Source organism: Haloarcula sp. Atlit-7R, assembly GCF_003666065.1.
Lineage (GTDB): Archaea > Halobacteriota > Halobacteria > Halobacteriales > Haloarculaceae > Haloarcula > Haloarcula taiwanensis.
Map to the genome: position 1 here is coordinate 392021 of NZ_QXIK01000003.1, position 17655 is coordinate 409675.

The 17655-nt window shown below is 63.7% G+C and carries 18 protein-coding genes; 10 read left to right on the forward strand and 8 right to left on the reverse strand.

What is annotated here, in order from left to right; translation table 11 throughout:
- Window positions 1-43 precede the first annotated feature (43 nt).
- The 6 genes from D3D01_RS09250 (at window position 44) to D3D01_RS09275 (ending at window position 6651) form a co-directional block, all read left to right on the forward strand.
- Entirely contained in the window at window positions 44-3571 is a 3528-nt protein-coding gene (locus tag D3D01_RS09250) for an LAGLIDADG family homing endonuclease (RefSeq protein ID WP_121511990.1), read from the forward strand.
- A gap of 2 nt (window positions 3572-3573) precedes the next feature.
- Entirely contained in the window at window positions 3574-3846 is a 273-nt protein-coding gene (locus tag D3D01_RS09255) for a hypothetical protein (RefSeq protein ID WP_101348867.1), read from the forward strand.
- A 153-nt stretch (window positions 3847-3999) separates the two neighbouring features.
- Window positions 4000-4335 carry a hypothetical protein gene (locus tag D3D01_RS09260; RefSeq protein ID WP_101348868.1) on the forward strand — a complete coding sequence of 112 codons (336 nt, stop codon included), beginning with the start codon at window positions 4000-4002 and terminating at the stop codon, window positions 4333-4335.
- The gene (locus tag D3D01_RS09265; protein WP_101348869.1) at window positions 4332-5141 is read left to right on the forward strand and encodes a hypothetical protein; all 810 of its coding nucleotides are present in this window, start codon (window positions 4332-4334) and stop codon (window positions 5139-5141) included. Before D3D01_RS09260 ends, D3D01_RS09265 begins: the two co-directional genes overlap by 4 nt.
- A gap of 32 nt (window positions 5142-5173) precedes the next feature.
- The gene (locus tag D3D01_RS09270; RefSeq protein ID WP_121511991.1) at window positions 5174-5938 is read left to right on the forward strand and encodes a hypothetical protein; all 765 of its coding nucleotides are present in this window, start codon (window positions 5174-5176) and stop codon (window positions 5936-5938) included.
- Window positions 5935-6651 (forward strand): P-loop NTPase, encoded by a 717-nt coding sequence (locus D3D01_RS09275; RefSeq protein ID WP_121511992.1) that lies wholly within the window; start codon window positions 5935-5937, stop codon window positions 6649-6651. Before D3D01_RS09270 ends, D3D01_RS09275 begins: the two co-directional genes overlap by 4 nt.
- Here the strand turns inward: D3D01_RS09275 and D3D01_RS09280 are convergent.
- Window positions 6630-7490 carry a transcription initiation factor IIB family protein gene (locus tag D3D01_RS09280; RefSeq protein ID WP_101348872.1) on the reverse strand — a complete coding sequence of 287 codons (861 nt, stop codon included), beginning with the start codon at window positions 7488-7490 and terminating at the stop codon, window positions 6630-6632. The two genes, D3D01_RS09275 and D3D01_RS09280, sit on opposite strands and share 22 nt — an antisense overlap.
- 171 nt (window positions 7491-7661) lie before the next feature.
- On the opposite strand from D3D01_RS09280, the gene D3D01_RS09285 reads away from it, so the two are divergent.
- Window positions 7662-8156: a hypothetical protein gene (locus D3D01_RS09285; RefSeq protein WP_121511993.1), complete on the forward strand. Its 495-nt coding sequence runs from the start codon at window positions 7662-7664 to the stop codon at window positions 8154-8156.
- 138 nt (window positions 8157-8294) lie between these two features.
- Window positions 8295-9815 carry a hypothetical protein gene (locus D3D01_RS09290; RefSeq protein WP_101348874.1) on the forward strand — a complete coding sequence of 507 codons (1521 nt, stop codon included), beginning with the start codon at window positions 8295-8297 and terminating at the stop codon, window positions 9813-9815.
- 2 nt (window positions 9816-9817) lie between these two features.
- Here D3D01_RS09290 and D3D01_RS09295 read toward each other — a convergent pair whose 3' ends face one another.
- Together D3D01_RS09295 and D3D01_RS09300 are read right to left on the reverse strand one after the other, a co-directional pair.
- Entirely contained in the window at window positions 9818-10126 is a 309-nt protein-coding gene (locus D3D01_RS09295; RefSeq protein WP_101351374.1) for an NAD(P)H-dependent oxidoreductase, read from the reverse strand.
- A 270-nt stretch (window positions 10127-10396) separates the two neighbouring features.
- Window positions 10397-10645 carry a hypothetical protein gene (locus tag D3D01_RS09300; RefSeq protein ID WP_121511994.1) on the reverse strand — a complete coding sequence of 83 codons (249 nt, stop codon included), beginning with the start codon at window positions 10643-10645 and terminating at the stop codon, window positions 10397-10399.
- A gap of 97 nt (window positions 10646-10742) precedes the next feature.
- On the opposite strand from D3D01_RS09300, the gene D3D01_RS09305 reads away from it, so the two are divergent.
- Window positions 10743-11285 carry a Rieske 2Fe-2S domain-containing protein gene (locus tag D3D01_RS09305; protein ID WP_199725382.1) on the forward strand — a complete coding sequence of 181 codons (543 nt, stop codon included), beginning with the start codon at window positions 10743-10745 and terminating at the stop codon, window positions 11283-11285.
- Window positions 11286-11331: 46 nt separating this feature from the next.
- On the opposite strand, the gene D3D01_RS09310 is transcribed toward D3D01_RS09305, so the two are convergent.
- From D3D01_RS09310 to lrp, 3 genes are all read right to left on the reverse strand, one after another.
- Window positions 11332-12819, reverse strand: coding sequence for an MATE family efflux transporter (locus D3D01_RS09310; protein WP_121511996.1), 1488 nt, complete (start codon window positions 12817-12819; stop codon window positions 11332-11334).
- Entirely contained in the window at window positions 12816-13412 is a 597-nt protein-coding gene (locus D3D01_RS09315; protein WP_121511997.1) for a TetR/AcrR family transcriptional regulator, read from the reverse strand. The genes D3D01_RS09310 and D3D01_RS09315 overlap by 4 nt, the downstream gene beginning before the upstream one ends.
- Window positions 13413-13552: 140 nt before the next feature.
- Complete coding sequence (gene lrp, locus D3D01_RS09320; protein WP_121511998.1) at window positions 13553-14011, reverse strand: HTH-type transcriptional regulator Lrp; 459 nt, start codon at window positions 14009-14011, stop codon at window positions 13553-13555.
- Between the two features lie 126 nt (window positions 14012-14137).
- Between lrp and glnA the strand changes: the two genes are divergently transcribed.
- Window positions 14138-15493, forward strand: a complete 1356-nt coding sequence (gene glnA, locus D3D01_RS09325; RefSeq protein WP_101348879.1) for a type I glutamate--ammonia ligase — start codon at window positions 14138-14140, stop codon at window positions 15491-15493.
- Window positions 15494-15505: 12 nt separating this feature from the next.
- Here the strand turns inward: glnA and D3D01_RS09330 are convergent, their stop codons facing one another.
- Both D3D01_RS09330 and D3D01_RS09335 read right to left on the reverse strand, forming a co-directional pair.
- The gene (locus tag D3D01_RS09330; protein WP_121511999.1) at window positions 15506-16399 is read right to left on the reverse strand and encodes a phosphatase PAP2 family protein; all 894 of its coding nucleotides are present in this window, start codon (window positions 16397-16399) and stop codon (window positions 15506-15508) included.
- Entirely contained in the window at window positions 16396-17622 is a 1227-nt protein-coding gene (locus D3D01_RS09335) for a YihY/virulence factor BrkB family protein (RefSeq protein ID WP_121512000.1), read from the reverse strand. The genes D3D01_RS09330 and D3D01_RS09335 overlap by 4 nt, the downstream gene beginning before the upstream one ends.
- Window positions 17623-17655 lie beyond the last annotated feature (33 nt).

Genomic DNA, 17655 nt, shown 5'->3' on the forward strand with positions numbered 1-17655 from the left:
GCGAACCTTCTTAGGCCAGTGGGCACAACCACTGTCCACTCAGATGGCGACCGCCGAGAACACCGAACTCATCGACCGCTTCGAGGAGTTCTACCGCAACTACTACCGCAACGAAATCGGTGAGCTCGCCCAGAAATACCCGAACGACCAGAAATCGCTGTATATCGACTGGGACGACCTCTATCGCTTCGATCCGGACCTGGCGGACGACTACCGGACCAAGCCAGAGCAGATTCAGGAGTACGCCGAGGAGGCCCTTCGACTGTACGACCTCCCGGTCGACGTCTCGCTTGGCCAGGCTCACGTCCGCGTCCGGAACCTCCCCGAGTCGGAGGACATCCGGGACCTGCGCCACGAACACCACGGCAACCTCGTCGCCGTCCAGGGCATCATTCGGAAGGCGACCGACGTGCGGCCGAAGGTTATCGAGGCCGCATTCGAGTGCCAGCGCTGTGGCACACTCACGCGCATCCCACAGGCTGCCGGTGACTTTCAGGAGCCCCACGAGTGTCAGGGCTGTGAGCGACAGGGGCCGTTCCGGCTCAACACCGACCAGTCTCAGTTTATCGACGCCCAGAAGCTCCGCGTCCAGGAGTCCCCCGAAGGACTCCGCGGCGGCGAGACGCCCCAGTCTATCGATGTCAACATTGAGGACGACATCACGGGCCACGTCACCGCGGGCGACCACGTCCGCGTGACCGGTGTCCTCAAACTCGACCAGCGGGGATCGGACAACGAGAAGTCCCCGATGTTCGACATCTACATGGAGGGTATCAGCGTCGAAATCGAGGACGAGCAGTTCGAGGATATGGAGATCACCGACGCCGACAAGAAGGAAATCGTCGAACTCTCCAACGAATCCGACATCTACGACAAGATGGTCGGCGCTATCGCCCCCTCCATCTACGGCTACGAGAAGGAGAAGCTCGCGATGATGCTCCAGCTCTTCTCGGGCGTGACCAAGGAGCTTCCTGACGGCTCGCGTATACGCGGGGACCTCCATATGTTGCTGATAGGTGACCCTGGGACGGGGAAATGCGTTCACGGTGATACCAGAGTGACACTCGCAGACGGTCACGAACGCCCGATACGGGAGCTCGTCGAATCGAACTTGGACGACCCCAAACCGGTCGACGACGGGGTGTGGGACACCGCTGATTTCGATGTCCCGTCACTCCAGTCCGACGGAACGATAGCCGCCCAGCGAGCGACAAAGGTCTGGAAACGCGAAGCACCGGACTCCCTGTATCGGATACGGACCGCGACTGGGCACGAACTCGACGTCACTCCGTCCCATCCACTGTTTGTCCAATCCGCCGGTCGGTTCCAGGCCAGGAAAGCCGAGGACTTGGAGACCGGGACTCACATCGCAGTCCCTCGGAACCTCTCTACAGCCGCCTGCGACGAACTGGACGTCACGTTCCGAAAATCACAGGCGAACAACAGGGTCGACCTCGACCTGCCGGCGACGTGGACTCCCGAACTGGCCCGGCTCATCGGATACATCGTCGCCGAAGGGTACGTCGAACAGCGCCCGGACAACACCGGCTTCGTTTCGATAACGAACAACGACTCCGAAGTGCTCGATGACGCGAAATCCGTTCTAGAGTCGCTCAATCTCAACGTCACGGAGCGCGACTCCCACGACGGGAAGGCTGCCCGCGAACTGCTGTGTTCGGCCGGTGAGTTCGTGAGCTTCCTCGCATCTCTGGACGAGACGCTGCTCGCGTCGTCGGCGGACAGACGCGTTCCGCGAGCTATCATGCGGGCTAGCGACGACGTCGGCTCCGGATTCCTTCGGGGATATATCGAAGGGGAGGGCCACGTCTCGAAGTCACAACGGGAAATTACCGTTGCTTCGATGAGTAAACCGCTGCTGGAAGATGTCCGGACACTCCTCGTGACACAGGGAATCACGGCGCAACTCCAATCCCGAAACAACGGAAGTTACCGGCTCCGCATCTCCGGGCAGTCCGTCCACGAGTACGCGGAAACCATCGGATTCGTTACGGAGCGAAAGACTGAGGCCTGCCAGAAATTCGAGGGCACCCGCGGAGATACGAACCTGGATACCGTCCCTGCTCTGGGTCCGGAACTCCGTCGCATCCGGGAGACGCTTGGACTGACGCAGTCCGAATGTGGCCTTCCACGGTCGACGTATCAACACTACGAACGGGGGCGCAGAAACCCGAGTCGTGACAGTCTCGAATCGGTTCTCGATGCGTTCGAGACGCGGTTAGCTGAGATGAGTCACGAGCCTCCGTCCGGTGACGTTGCGGCCAGCGACGGGGGCGGAACCGGCTCACTCCGTCAAGACCTGGATGCACTCACTGCACTCGTCGAAGGAGACGTCGCGTGGGACCGAATCGAATCGATAGAACCCATCGACCACGACGAAGAGTGGGTCTACGACCTCGAAATCGAGGGCACGCACAATTACCTCACTAACGGGGTTGTCTCGCACAACTCCCAGATGTTATCATATATCGAGAATATCGCGCCCCGCTCTGTCTACACCTCCGGGAAGGGGTCGTCGAGCGCGGGGCTGACCGCCGCGGCCGTGCGCGACGACTTCGGCGACGGCCAGCAGTGGACGCTTGAAGCGGGCGCACTCGTGCTCGCCGACCAGGGTATCGCTGCCATTGACGAACTGGACAAGATGACGCCGGAGGACCGGTCGGCGATGCACGAGGCGCTGGAACAGCAGCGAATCAGCGTCTCGAAGGCCGGCATCAACGCGACGCTCAAGTCCCGCTGTTCGCTGCTGGGCGCGGCCAACCCGAAGTACGGCCGCTTCGACCAGTACGAACCAATCGGCGAGCAGATAGACCTCGAACCGGCGCTTATCTCCCGGTTCGACCTCATCTTCACCGTCACCGACAAGCCCGACGAGGAGGCCGACCGGAACCTCGCCGAACACATCATCCAGACCAACTACGCCGGCGAACTCAACACCCACCGGACGCAGAATCCGACCTCGAATTTCAGCGAGGAAGAGGTCGACACGGTCACCGAGGAGGTCGCACCGACCATCGAACCAGATCTCCTCCGGAAGTACGTTGCCTACGCGAAGCGCAACTGCTTCCCGACGATGACTGAGGATGCGAAATCGCGAATCGAGGACTTCTACGTCGACCTGCGGCTCAAGGGCCAGGACGAAGACGCGCCGGTCCCGGTCACCGCCCGGAAACTGGAGGCGCTGGTCCGGCTTGCCGAGGCGTCCGCCCGGATTCGGCTGTCGGACACCGTCGACGAGGCCGACGCCGACCGGGCCGTCGACATCGCCCACTACTGCCTGAAAGAAATCGGGGTCGACCCCGAAACCGGCGAGTTCGACGCCGATGTGGTCGAGACAGGCCAGTCCAAGACCCAGCGCGACCGCATCCAGAACATCAAGGGCATCATCTCCGACATCGAGGACGAGTACGACGAGGGCGCACCCGCTGACGTGGTCATCGAGCGCGCGGAGGAGGTCGGCATCGACGAGTCCAAGGCCGAACACGAGATTGACAAGCTGAAACAGAAGGGCGAGGTGTACGAGCCCCGGACGGACCATCTCCGGACGACCTGAATATGGACCGTATTTCCGCACTCCGCAACATCGAAGAGGCGCTGGCCGACTTCGAGGCCGGGTCGAAATCGCTCGGTGACCTCGAACGGGACGTTCGCGGAACGCTCCGGACCTACGCAACTGAGTTCGAGGGCGACCTGCAGGCATACCGGGCGAGCGGCGGGGCCGCCGTTGACGGGCTCGTTGTCCTTGCGCCGTCCGAGACAGCAGCCCGCGAACGGGTTCGAGACCTCGTTTCGGACGCCGGTGAGTTCACCGTCACGGCCGTCGAGTAGGCCGCCTCGGGGTCGTGGGACTGTCGACTTCTTCTGAAGGCTGTACCGTTTGTCCCGATTACCATCTATTTTCTCCTCCAGACCTTCATATATTCACTATAAAACTACTTCAATTCAGTAAAATTTTATAGCAATAATAGCAATGTCTATCCAGTGCTACTCGTCGTCACGTACTCCCGGCCGGCACGCAGAGACCTGCGGAACGTCTGTCGTGCCCACGAAGATTGTGTCGTTCGGCAGTTCGGGAGAGCAGCGTTGTTCTCCGGGACCGAGTTCGGGGCGTTTCAGGCGCTCCGACTCCACGAGAAACACGGGCTTGACGTTCAGATCGAGCGCGTTGAGCCGTTCGAACCGACGGATGTCCCGAAACACGTTCGTGAGGCGGCCAGGCGGTACGAGGCACGCGAGCAACCGGCGACGCCCTACGAGCGGTTCGCGTCGGGACGTGATCTCCCGGACCCGGACCAACTCCGAGGCGTTAACCTGTGAAGCTCCGCGTCGCTGGAACTACTTATACGGGTGCTGTCGTCGACCTCCGTGCCCGAACCGTCGACGGTCGGACCGTCGCCGCGAGCATCCGCGGACGGCGGTGCCTTCCGGCTGTGTCCTGTCCGGAACCGCCGGCCGTGTACGTTTACGCCGGACACGTCCACCCGTCGATGGGACTCCGAACGCGAACTGCACTTGCGGCTGCCGCCCGGTCACGGGGATACGAGACGCCGCAGGACGACGCTATCGCGGACTGCCGCGCAAAACTGGCCAAGCTTGAGTGTTCGCCGCCGGAGCTGCCGGACCCTGTCGACCCGGTCTCGGAGTCGACCATCGACGGCCTGCAGGAAGCGGTCGCTACCCACCGCGGGCGTCTCACCGCTCGGCAGGCGGTCGGTGCAGACGACGAAGCGGCACAGGCCGCCCTCCGCGACGCGGCAACGGAACTGAGCGAACGGGAGACGCGGCGGGCTGCCGTCAGCGAAACTCGCGAACTCCGCCGGGAGCGGGCACGCGCCTACCGGGACACGCTGGAGGAACAGCGTCGGTTTGCCGACGAACTGGCCAACCTCCGGCGGAGCGCTCGGGCAACTCTCGTCGACCGATGTACCGAGACGTTTGCTCGGGCCATCGACACCGTTCCGGGGCCAGTTCCGGACAGCCCGTTCGACGCCGATCCAGTAACGGCCGCTCTGGGCGTGCTCCGGTTCGCGAAGACGCCCGCACCGGTCGTCCTCGAAACGAACCGGTTCAGATCGCCGACAGCTGCATCAGACTGTCTCGACGCCCCTGTCGTTCGTTGCTGACTTTTAAATCAGAGGGCCAGGCCACCGACCCTATGGTTACCTTCGACTGTCGCGCCGAGCGAGTCGACGACGTGACGCTCGTCACGGCCACTGTCGGCGACATCCTCGAACCGACTCGAATTACCGTTCAGAACCGTCTCGATGGTCCGCTCTGGCCACCGAGGACGCAGGGCGTCCCTGAGGCCGGCTGGTCGGAAGGTGGGTTCGAGGGAGTCGTTAGGCCGGGGACACACGCGCTCGGGTACGCGACGCCGGCCCCGCCGGCCGCCAAGCCGGCGGAGCTGGTGCGTGCCGAGCCAGCGCCTGAGACTACTATCGCCGACGAGCGACTCGACTCTGCAGCTGCCGTACTCAGAGAGCTGGGTGACCCGTCACCGCCTTCTGATGCTGTGCCAACAGCTGAGTCGGCCCACGTATCCCAAACCTCGAGCGCTGGACCGCTCGGCCCCACACCCGGGCGGGACATCGAACGACTGCCAGAGGGAAGTCATCAGTCAACCGGGCCGGGGGCGTCCGGCCGGTGTCCGGAGCAGCAACTCCCCGATGCGGTCTTGCAGTGGCTCGAAACCGTTGCTCGGCGGGTAGACTGTGCCGAGCGGCTGGCTGAGGCAGAGTCGCTGTCGGCGGCGACAGCTGCAGTTCGCGCGGCAGACGGCCTCTCCGGCGTCCGGACGGTTGCGGCACGCGGCGATACTGACGAGCAAATGCTCCGGGCGCTGGCCCGGCGGGCCGAGCGGCTCGCCGACCGACGAGCGGCCGCCACGGTGCCGACCGAAACGCTGGCCCGGCTGGCATGATTCTGGCAGTCACCGGCGGCAAGGGCGGCGTCGGCAAGTCGACTGTCGCGTACAATCTCGCGGCGGAACTCGACGAACTCGAACGGGCTGACAGCAGGGGTTCGTTCTCGAACCCGAACGCGGGGAGCGTCGTCGTCGACGGCGATCTTGGGATGGCGGACCTCCCGTCCAGCCACGGTCCCGACCTGCACGACGTTCTCGCTGACCGCGCCGACCCACACGAGGCTGTCCGCGAGGACGGTCCCGTGACTCTCGTCCCGTGCGGACGAACGCTGGCCGGCGCTCGAAGTACCGATTTGCAGGCCCTCACAGACGTATTCGCCGCGCTGGAGCGGACCTATCGCTGGGTCATCGTGGATTCGCCAGCCGGCCTGCACGCCGACGTGGGGCTGCCCCTTGCAGCCGCCGACGCCGCGGTACTCGTCACGACGCCGGAAGGTGCGGCCCTCGCCGACGCGCTCCGGGTTCGGGCGCTGGCCCGCGAACTCGACGCCGGACTCTGTCGGGTCGTTCTCAACCGAGCCGGTCCGAACTCTGCGACCGGCGCCGCCGCAGACCGGTTCGGTGCGCCAGTCGTTGCCATCCCGGAAAGTGAGCCACTAGCGACGGCACAGGCGCACGGACAGCCGCTTCGAGACATAGCCCCGGACACGCCGGCCAAACACTCGCTTGAAGCGCTCGCCGACGCCGCTTACTCCTGTAGCTCGGTGTAGGTCCCCCGTAACGTGACCGGCGTTACGTCTGCTGTCTCTGCTGCTTCGGCCTGCGTGAGCGCCACGTCCTGCTCCTGGGCTGCGGTGTAGAGACACGCCGCAGCGACACCGGCCGGATTGCGCCCGCTGACCAGTCCACGGTCCTGTGCCACGTCGACGAGCCGCTCTGCGCGCTGTCGCACTTCCGTAGGCAGGTCCAGCGTCGTTGCGAACCGGGGGACGTACTCGCGGGGGTCAATCGGCCCAGTCGGTAACCCGAGTTCTCTGTTCAGGGCGTCGTACGCCGCGCGAAGCTCTGCCTGGGTCGCTTTGGCGACAGTACAGAGTTCGTCGACGGTCCGGGCAACGCCTTCGGTTCGGCAAGTGGCGTAGATGGCCGCGGCTGCGAACCCTTCAAGCGTCCGTCCCTGCAGCAGGCCCTCGTTCTGTGCGGATTCGAACAGCACGCACGCTCGGTCTCTGATTGCGTCTGAGAGCGCCATCGAACTGATGATACGCCGTATCTCGGTGAAGGCATACACCTTGTTTCGCTCACGCTTCGAACTGATCTGGGCGCGGTTGTGTTCGCGGCGGAGGCGAGCAAACTGACGGCGTTTGCGCCCTTTGAGCCGCGTCGACCGGCCGATTTTCGTCGAAAGGCCGCGGTCGTGACGGGACCGCGTCAACGGCGCGCCCGTGCGTGCCCGGTCCGTGTCGTCATCGTCGAACGACCGCCACTCTGGGCCGGGATCAATGGCGTCCTCACCGACGACTAACCCACAGCCGCTACAGACCGACTCGACGCCCTGCTGTTTGACTGACCCGTTACACTCCGGACATTGCGTTACCGTCGTACTCATGTTTCCACCTACGGCTGGATGGCGGGTTAAAAAACCGATGCAAAGACGGGTTTCCGGGCGGTTTTCGTCGAAACTGCCAACCGGTAACCGGTAGGTAGCTGTCGGGGTCGGTACCAGAGTCTATCGGGATACCGACAGCATTAAATTCCAATACGGAAAAGAAAATTTTTAATGGCACTGTCGGATATCGCTGCCGGTGTCGAGGTCACGACCCACCAGCGTGACCACGGCGTCGCTGCTGTCGACGAAACGGACGCGCCGCTCTCGGAGCGCTTGGCTCCCGTGGCCGACGACCTCCCGTGCTCGGCGGCGACAGCGGCGACCGTCGTCGAGGCCTACGCAGCCGGCAAGAGCGTCGGCGATGCGGGCCGCACCGCCGGTGTTGCGCCTGTGATGGCCGCCAAGACGCTCCATCTCGTCGGTGAGCAAGTGTCACCGGTCGGCCCACAGGGCCGTGAGATAATCGCCGATTGGCTCGCCGGGGACCTCTCTCGCAGCGATGCCATCGCACTCGCTGACGTAACTGAACAGGAGTTTGCCCTGGCGGTGTACATCGAAACGCACGAGCCGTTGCCCGCGGCCCGCGATGCGGTCGAGGGCGCACTGACGACTGCGGAACGGGACCCGTTAAGAGAGACGATGAGCGACATCGGCGAGCTGTTGTGAGGGTGTGCGCATAACTCTCTCGGCGAGGTCGGGAGTGAGTAACATCGGCGAGCTGCTGTGGGGGTGTCGAAACCGCTGTCTCGCTCCTCGCGACCTGTCTGGGGCATGCTTAACACCTATGGCTGCAAACGCGGAGTTATGTCGGCTTCGGAACTGGCAGACCGGGTGGCCGAGGTGCTTGCGGCGGATAGCGAGTCGTTCAACGAACAGGCGCGCGAGGAAGCCGAAGCGCTCAAATCCGCTGTTCGCGACGGGACGTTCGACAACACGGAAGCGATCGTCGGTATGGAACTGGAGCTGTACGCCGTTGACGAGCAGACCGACGCGCTCCAGCGGGTCCCTCGACAGTTGCTCGAACTCATCGGATTCGAGAAGGAACTCGGCCTGCACAACGCGGAGATGCAGACGAGTCCGCAGCCGCTGAATACGCATGGGCTGGCGGCCCAGCGAAACGAACTGAAGGCGTCGCTGATGCCGGCCCAGCAACGGGTACGCAACGAGGGTATCCGGCTCGTCTCCGACGGTATGTGGACCGTTCCACCCGCCGGTGAGACGGCCCGGGAGTACCTCTGTGACTGCGTCGAACAGAACGGCGTCCGCATCGGGACGAACATGTCCGACTCCGTCCGCTATCACACGATGGCCAACACGGACTACCCCTCGGCGTTCGAAATCGACGCGCCACACGTCTCGCTACAGGCCGAGACGGTGATGCCGGAGTCGCTCATCACCTCGATTCAACCCCACTACCAGATTCCACACGCCCCGGACCTACCGGAGTATTTCACGTACGCACTCCGAATTGCTGCGCCGCTGCTGGCGCTTGGCGTCAACTCTCCGTTTTTCCCGCCGGACCTCTACGACGACGCGCCCGATCTGGAGATCGTCGCCGGGGCGAACATGGAGAACCGTATCGGCGTCTTCGAGTCAGTGCTCAACCCGCCCGACGGCGATTCGACGCCACCGAAAGTGTGTTTTCCGCCGGATTTCGACTCAGTCGAGGCGGCCATCGACGATATCGTCGAGGACGACACCATCGTTCCGGTCGAACTACAGTCGGGGACCCGCTTCGACGACGATTTCGTCCACTTCCGACACAAGCACGGCACGTACTGGCGGTGGGTCAGGCCGGTGTTCGAGGGGCCGACCCGGTCGGCGGCCAACGCTCGCATCGAGTTCCGCCCGCTGGCTGCACAGCCGACCGTCGACGATGCAATCGGATTCGCCGCTGTCTTTGCTGGCCTGATGGAGAGCCTACCACAGCTCGAACACCCTATCCGGTCGCTGGACTGGGAGACGGCGAAGAAGAACTTCTACACCGCCGCCCGGAACGGTCTCCGGGCGAAAATCGAGTGGATAACCGCCGACGGGGCGACGACGACCAGCACCGAAGAAATATACGGCGAACTGTTCGAGCACGCACGCGAGGGTCTCGAACAGCGCGGTCTCTCGGCTGAGGAGGCCCACAGCTACATCCGGCCGCTGCGCGAGCGCGTCGATCGCCGGCTCACGCCCGCACGGTGGAAACACGACTACGTTCGCCGCCGCGTCGAGGAGAACGTCCCGCTTGCTGAAGCGATCTGGGGGATGCAGGCCACCTACATCCGTCATCAGGAAGAGAATCTGCTTGAGGGGAGTTTCGTCGACTGGTTCGAGTAACCTCAGTCACCGGTCGCCAGTTCCGACTGCTCTGTCTCCCCGTGTCGGTCCGCAATCCCTGCGTACGCGACGACGTCTTCGCCCAGTTCCTCGATGCGGTCAGCGATGTCTCTGTTGGTGATGCTGCCGTCCTCGAAGGCAGCCCACGTGTCGGGGTCGAACAGCGAGAGGTCCCACTCCCGCAGGTCGATGTGCGCAATCGTTGCGCCAGCCCCCGCCGCCGCGTCGAGGGTGCGCTGAACGGCGACTCTGGTTCCGATGTCGTCTCGAAGGCTGCCGTTGATCCCGATAACGTGTGGCGTGTCGTGCATGGTGTGCCTGTCCATAGCCGGTGCCTATTGGTGAGTACTCTGAGAAATAAATTTCAGTACGCACTCTGAGAGGTAGCTACGCGGCTAGACGGTCCAGAGTGACATTATGAAACCGTCGCCACGGCCGACGATACTGAACACTGATCGCCCCCTCTCAATCACACCGCTGAAGAGCCACGGGCTCCGACCGGTACGCACCTGCGATCGGAACTTGATTTCCTCTCGCTTACTGAAGATCGTCCTGCCGATCGCCGCTGTCGCTGTCTGTGACTACTTTTGATCTTCGTCGCTCTCCGCTGTCCCGTCTATCTCCTCGTCGACTTCCGACTCCGCCGTCTCGTCCATTGCCTCGTGTTCGTCGCTCTCGGCGAACTCGACTTCAGCTTCTAGTTCGATTTCGACGCCCTTGCCTTCCAGTTCGGCTTCGAACTCCGCCATATCTTCGACTTCTGCTTCCAGTTCCGCTGTGTCTATCTCTACCTCGACTTCGACTTCGACGGACACGTCGTCTCGGTCCATACCCACGTTCCGAGGGGCTGACATAATTCCGTTTTGCAACCGGCATGCTGCGGACAACTTCGACATCGCTATGTGCGTCAACCGCCGACAACTCGCTATGAGTGATCCCGTGGACGTGACCGTCGACACCGACGGCGAGTCGGAGTCGGTCCGCATCCACGACGACGGTGGCGAGGTCGAAGCCGGCGACGCGACCGTCCGGTTCAGTTTTTCGGGCACTGGCGACAACGACCAGCCTGGCGATGACGACGAGCGGTCACCCAACGGCAACGACGACGGTGCGGACCCGCGCCGCATCGTCGCGCTCGATTCGGTGCCCACCGACAGCACGCTCGTGTTCGAAGCGCGCGACGGTCGACGAGGTGTCAACTGCATCCTGCATCGTGCAGGCGACGCCGTCGTCGCCTGGCGTAACTCCTGTCCCCACCAGCCCGAGGTCCCGCTGGACCCCGGTCGGGGCGCGATTGTCCGCGGTGACCAACTCGTGTGTCACAAGCACGGCGCGCAGTTCGAACCCACGGACGGCGTCTGTACGCACGGTCCATGTGCCGGTGACGCTCTCGACGGTGTTGAGGTCGCAGTACAGGACGGCGACGTGTACCTCACGGACGAGCGCTTCGAGCGGGCCGAACGGCGCTGACTCACGTCTGCGTTTTTCTGCGGTTGTCTCCCAGCAAGCGACGCCGTCAGTCGTCAGCGACGGCTGGTTCGCTGCCGGCCCGCGCGTCGGCGTCGCGCCACGTTCCTCGGAGGAACCAGGCGGCGGCGATGAAAGCAGCGAGTACGTTCGAGACGGCGAAGGCGAGCCAGATACCCTGTTCAGCCAGCGAGTACGCGAAGAGGTCGACGACCTGCGGGCCAAGCCACGCTGGGACCGTGACCGGTCGGGATGCGACCCAGGCGACCGGGAGTCGGATAATACCCAGCATGGTAATCGCCAGCGCCGCCGCGGTGAGGGTCTTGCCGGCCCCGCGGAACCCGCCAGAGTAGGCCCGAACGATGCCGATGAAGCCGAAGGTCGGGGCGACCCACTGGAGGAACTCGGCCCCGATGCGGACGACCTCGGGGTCGTCGCTGAACACGCTGACGACGGTCGGTGCGGCGAAGATAGTGACCGCGCCCAGCACGGTGAGGATGACGAACGACACCTTCGCGGCGAAGTGGTTGGCCGTCGCCGCGCGGTCAGGCCGCTCGGCACCGAGGTTCTGGCCGGTCATCGTCTCGACGCCGCGGTCCATCGCGATGGCCGGCATGAACACCAGCGAGAACACGCGGATGCCGACGCCGAAGGCCGCCACGACGGTGACCGAGAACGTCCCGACGATGAACAGCATGGCGTTGACCGACAGCGCACGCCCGGTCCCCTCGACGGAGGCCGGGACGCCCAGCCGCAGCAGTTTCCGGAGGTACTCCAGGTCGGGCGACATGTCGCCGAGGTGAATCCGCACGCCGCGCCTGCCCGACAGCAGGATGGCGATGCCGACGACCAGCGCGACACCACGCGAGAAGATGGTCGCGACGGCCGCGCCGACGACGCCCATCTCGGGGAACACCCACCAGCCGAAGATGAGGAACGGGTCGATGACGATGTTCAGGACGACGGTCCCGAACATCACCAGCATCGGCGTGATGGTATCGCCGGCTCCGCGCATCAGCGAGATGAATACGAAGAAGCCAAACATCGCCGTCAGCCCGAGCGAGACGACCTGCAGGTAGCCGGTCGCGCCCGGGAGCACCTCGCTGGATGCGCCTAGCAGTGACAGGAAGTCCTCGACGAAGAAGTAACCCGTCGCGCCGAGCAACACAGAGGCCAACAGCGCGAACGTCACCGTCTGGGAGGCGGCGTACTCGGCCTCGCGGTGCTCCTCGGCCCCGGTGTGTTGGGCGACCAGTACGCTGCCCGCCACTGACAGTCCCATGCCGAGCGAGATGAGCAGGAAAATCATCGGGAAGGCAAAGGAGATGGCCGCAAGCGCCGTCGTGGAGTACTGGCCCAGCCAGAACGTGTCCGCGAGGTTATACGCCACCTGTAGCAGGTTCGTGATGACGATGGGGAACGAGAGAAACAGTAGCGGCTTGCCGATGTCGCCACTGGTCAGGTCCAACTCATCCTGTCCCTTGAACAGGTTCCCGAGTCGCGCACCCAGCCGAGCCAGTTTCTGCCGGACGCTCACGCTGTGACCTCCTGCTGGCCGTCCAGAAGATGTGTCTCGACATACTCGGTGAGCATCCGTCTGGTACACTCGACCGGGCGACCGGTCGTAACGCGCTCGGTCGCTGCGCCGGTCAGCACGGTGACGATGAACCGGGCCGTTTCCTCGGCGTCGAGGTCTGATTTGAACGTCCCGTCAGCGATGCCGTCTTCGAGAATCGCTTCGAGTTCGTCGATGAGGTACTCGTCGAATTTCGTCAGCCGCTCACGAAAGCCGGGTTCGTATGGTGCGTGGGCACGGATTTCGAGAATCGCCGTCCCGAACTCCTCGCTCCCGTCGTCCGGCTTGTCAAGCACAGAGTCAACGAGCGAAAGCAGGCGCGCGTGTGGAGTTTCGTCCTCCGGGTCTTCGATCCGGTCGACAAACCCGTCGTACAGGTATTCGAGAAACGCACAGAGGAGGTCGTGCTTGCTGTCGTAGTGGTAGTGGAGGGCGGCCTTGCTCTTGTCCGACTCGTCGGCGATGTCCTGCATCGTCAGGTCCGCATAGCCGTGCGTACACAGCGCACGGTAGGTCGCATCCATAATATCGTCGGCCGTGTCGCCGTCGTTCATTACGCGAAACTAACTGACTGGTCAGTCAAGTATTCGTCGGTACTCTCTGCGGATGGGTGTGCATGCCATGCCATCGATGGGTCAGACTCACGAGAGCTGTCGCTCTGAGAGCGTTCGGCACGATGGTAGAAGGGCGGTCGCTACTCCTTCAGATCGAGGTCGAACTGCTCGTGTTCGCTGGCGGCGTTGAGCACAACGGAGGTGTTCGACTCCCTGATGTCGGGGTCGGTGAGCAGCTCCTTTATGTGAGCATTCATGCCGTCGGTGTCGGTGAACTTCCCGACCGCGATGATGTCGTAGTCGCCGGTGACCTCGTACACCGAAATCATCTGCTTGTGCTCTTTGAGGTCCTCGGTGACCGCCGGGAGCGACGACCCCTCAACCTTGAGCTGGATGATTGCCGTCACGTCGTAGCCGAGCTTGTCGTAATCGACCTTGGGAGTATACCCGTTGATGATCCCCTCGTCTTCGAGGTCGGAGAGGTGGTTCGAGACGGTCGTTACCGACACGTCGAGGTCTTCTCCGAGGCTCCGGAGGCTGGCACGGCCGTCACCCAGAAGTGCATTCACCAACTCACGGTCGAGATTTTCGTACGTCATTACGCTTGGAGACGCCCCCCAGGGATTAGAATTTTACGAATGTCCAAATGTAGGCGAAAGCGTCGAAACCTTTGCGCAAATCAGCAGGGTTTTAGTAGTAGCACCGCTCCTATCGGGTGTCCAAAGATGACAAGCGAACTTTCAGAGGCGGCGGAGGAGGTACTCGACGAGATCGAAGAGAAGAACGTCGACTTCCTTCGGCTCCAGTTTACCGACATCCTCGGCACGATCAAGAACGTCTCGATCACAGCCGACCAGGCAGAGAAAGCGTTCACAGAGGGCATCTACTTCGACGGGTCCTCCATCAACGGCTTCGTCCGGATTCAGGAGTCCGACATGCGCCTGGACCCGGACCCGTCGACGTTCTCCGTGCTCCCGTGGAGAGAAAACGTCGAAGGCGGTTCCAGCGCCCGCCTCATCTGTGATGTCATCGACACCTCAACCGGTAAGCCGTTCTCCGGCGACCCGCGTGGCGTCCTGAAGCGTGCCATTGAGCGCGCAAACGACATGGGCTATACGGTCAACGCCGCACCCGAGCCCGAGTTCTTCCTCTTCGAGGAAGACGAAGAGGGTCGCGCGACCACCAAGACCAACGACGCCGGTGGCTACTTCGACCTCGCGCCGAAGGACCTCGCCTCCGACGTGCGCCGTGACATCATCTACGGCCTCGAAGACATGGGCTTCGACATCGAAGCCTCCCACCACGAGGTCGCACAGGGCCAACACGAGATCAACTTCACCTACGACGACGCCCTGACCACGGCCGACAACGTCGCCACCTTCCGGTCCGTCGTTCGCGCCATCGCGGCCGAACACGACCTGCACGCGACGTTCATGCCAAAGCCCATCCCGAAGATCAACGGCTCCGGCATGCACACGCACATCTCGCTGTTCACCGAGGACGGCGAGAACGCGTTCCACGACGAAGACGACGAGTTCAACCTCTCCGAGACGGCAAAGAGCTTCACCGCCGGTATCCTCGAACACGCACCGGCCATCACCGCGGTCACTAACCCGACGGTGAACTCATACAAGCGTCTGGTCCCGGGCTACGAAGCCCCGGTCTACGTCGCCTGGTCGGACCGCAACCGCTCGGCGCTCATCCGCAAGCCGGCCGCCCGAACCCCGGCCGCAAGCCGTATCGAGGCTCGCTTCCCCGACCCGTCGTGTAACCCGTACCTCGCCTTCGCGGCGCTCATTCACGCCGGGCTCGACGGTATCGAGCGCGACCTCGAATGCGAGGACCCGGTCCGGGAGAACATCTACGACTTCGACGAAGAGAAACGCGAGGAGTACGGCATCACCACGCTGCCAGAGAATCTCGGCGAAGCCGTCGACGAACTCGAACAGGACGAAGTCATCAGCGACGCGCTCGGCGAGCACGTCTTCGAGAACTTCGTCGAGGCAAAGCGTCAGGAACACAAAGAGTACCTGGTCGACGTCTCCGACTGGGAACTCGACCGCTACCTCGAGAAGTTCTAAACGGCCACCGCTTCAGTATTTTTTCGCGAGTCGCTCACCAGCCAGCGGTAGCGTCAGCAGGGCTCCGGTCCCGAGCGCCGCAAGCAGCGTGACGGCAACCGGTGACGGGTCTAATCCGAACGTCACGCCGAGGAACGTTCCGACTGAGACAACGCCCAGCAACGCCGTGATACCGACACCGTGCCGGGTCGGCTCCGGAATCGTATCACCCAGTCGCGACCAGACCACAGCGCCCGCGACAGCAACGCCTAACGCTCCGGCCGAATTACGAGAGACGCCGCTGACGAGCAGCCCTATGACGGCGATGACAGCCGCGAGTCCGAACACCCGCTCGGGCGTTTTGAGCGTCTCGAGGGCGAGTGCGAGGGCCGTCCCGGCGATGACAAAGCCCGCGAGGATGTCGGCGAGGTAGTGGACGCCCAGTACTAGCCGAGAGAGTCCGATGAGGGCAACGATTGTCGCGGCGACAGCGGTGCGCTGTCGGCGCGTGCCGACCCGGAGCGCCCACGCGATACCGCCCCAGACGAGCAGCGAAAGGGTGGCGTGGCCGCTCGGGAAGCCGAACCCTTCTCCGGTCGCCATCGACTCGTAGACGCCCCGCAGCGCCGCTGGAAGTAGCTCGGCGTGGGTGGCCGTGCCTGCCCCGGGCGGCCGCGGCAGTGCAAACATACCCTTCAGTGACACGACGAGCGCGACACCGACTGCGAGCAGCGCCACCAGCATCGCCGTCCGGTCGCGAGTGAGGTCCCGACCGAGTTTCGGTGTCCACGGGCCGAGCCAGTACAGCAGGCCACAGGCCAGAAAGGTGAACCAGAAGTCCCCAAGCTGGGTGAGCAGCGCGAACAGCACGACGACTGGACCGGGCAGCGCCGACAGCACCTCGGTGATGCCGACAGCCCGTATCACTGTCGCCAGTCGCGCACGCGGTCGATGAGCCGTCCGGGGAGGCCGGTGGCAGTCAGTGTCACGCCGACCGCAATCATGATGATATAAAGGCCCAGCACTGACAGCCAGATGACCAGCATCGCCAGCACGGCCCACATGCCCTGCAGGTAGTAGAACGCGCCAAGGGTCATGATTGTACCGTACAGCAAGACGATGTAGGGACCCCACTGCCGGGCGTGGCCGCGGCGCATCCGGCGGCGGACGTACTGCTTGAGGTCCGATTTCACCTCGTCACGGTGGAGCGTTCGGTCCTCGACGTCCTCGCGGAACGATTCGAACTCCTCGCGGAGGTCCTGCAGTTCCTCGTCTGTCAGCGCATCGGCGTCTCGTCCGGTTCCGGCCGGCGGGGGCGTGTCGGTTTCGTCAGCGTCCTCACTCATCGCTTTGCCGGACCGTCGGTGCGATACCTGTTGTAGTTGCCGGTCCGTGAGCGCCGCGTTGACCGCTGCCCCCACGAGCAGCACCTGTCCGGCGAAGTAAAACCACGTCACGAGCAGCAGGACCCCGCCGATGATCCCGTACACCTGATAGGAGTCGGCCTGTGCCGCGTAGACGTTGAACCCCGTCCCGAGCACCGTCCACCCGACACCGGCAAACACCGCGCCGGGGACGGCCTCCCGCAGCGTCATTTTCTGATCGGGGAACAGGTAGTACAGCGGAAGGAACGCGATCGCCAGCACGGGAACGAGCGCGAGCCCGCCGAGCGCGACTTGCACACCGAGTACCGTCCCGAACGCGCCGATGATACCGAGCCCGACCAGTGCGATGCCGATGCCGCCCAGCGCGGCCAGCCCGTCGACGAGTTCACCGACGATGGAGTCGGGGCCGTCCGTCCCGTAGACGCGACTGAAAGCTGTATCCAGCCCGCGGAACACCTTGAGCGCGCTCCAGAGTGTGACGCCGACACCGAGCACAGTCGCACCCCCGCGGCCGGCCCCGCTGGTCAGCGCGTCTTCGAGCAGTGTCGACGCCGCCGGCGTAAGCACGTCACCGGCGGCGCTGACGACTCGCTCGGCGAAGGCCTCCCCGCCCGCCAGCGTACCGACAACCAGCGTCAGCAACAACAGCGGCAGCAGGGAGACGAACATGTAGTAGGCGATGCCGGCTGCGAGAAAGGAGACCTCCTCCTCCCGTACCGTGCGGATGACCTCCTGACCGACGGAGACAGCGCGTGTGCGGTCCACGCGAGCATGTCGGAGTGGGGCTACAAATATACT

Coding starts and splice junctions, on each gene's coding strand:
- glnA (WP_101348879.1), top strand. CDS start 14,138: ATGACAAGCGAACTTTCAGAGGCGGCGGAGGAGGTACTCGACGAGATC.
- D3D01_RS09305 (WP_199725382.1), top strand. CDS start 10,743: ATGAGTGATCCCGTGGACGTGACCGTCGACACCGACGGCGAGTCGGAG.
- D3D01_RS09250 (WP_121511990.1), top strand. CDS start 44: ATGGCGACCGCCGAGAACACCGAACTCATCGACCGCTTCGAGGAGTTC.
- lrp (WP_121511998.1), bottom strand. CDS start 14,011: ATGACGTACGAAAATCTCGACCGTGAGTTGGTGAATGCACTTCTGGGT.
- D3D01_RS09280 (WP_101348872.1), bottom strand. CDS start 7,490: ATGAGTACGACGGTAACGCAATGTCCGGAGTGTAACGGGTCAGTCAAA.
- D3D01_RS09295 (WP_101351374.1), bottom strand. CDS start 10,126: ATGCACGACACGCCACACGTTATCGGGATCAACGGCAGCCTTCGAGAC.
- D3D01_RS09290 (WP_101348874.1), top strand. CDS start 8,295: ATGTCGGCTTCGGAACTGGCAGACCGGGTGGCCGAGGTGCTTGCGGCG.
- D3D01_RS09270 (WP_121511991.1), top strand. CDS start 5,174: ATGGTTACCTTCGACTGTCGCGCCGAGCGAGTCGACGACGTGACGCTC.
- D3D01_RS09315 (WP_121511997.1), bottom strand. CDS start 13,412: ATGAACGACGGCGACACGGCCGACGATATTATGGATGCGACCTACCGT.
- D3D01_RS09285 (WP_121511993.1), top strand. CDS start 7,662: ATGGCACTGTCGGATATCGCTGCCGGTGTCGAGGTCACGACCCACCAG.
- D3D01_RS09275 (WP_121511992.1), top strand. CDS start 5,935: ATGATTCTGGCAGTCACCGGCGGCAAGGGCGGCGTCGGCAAGTCGACT.
- D3D01_RS09300 (WP_121511994.1), bottom strand. CDS start 10,645: ATGGACCGAGACGACGTGTCCGTCGAAGTCGAAGTCGAGGTAGAGATA.
- D3D01_RS09255 (WP_101348867.1), top strand. CDS start 3,574: ATGGACCGTATTTCCGCACTCCGCAACATCGAAGAGGCGCTGGCCGAC.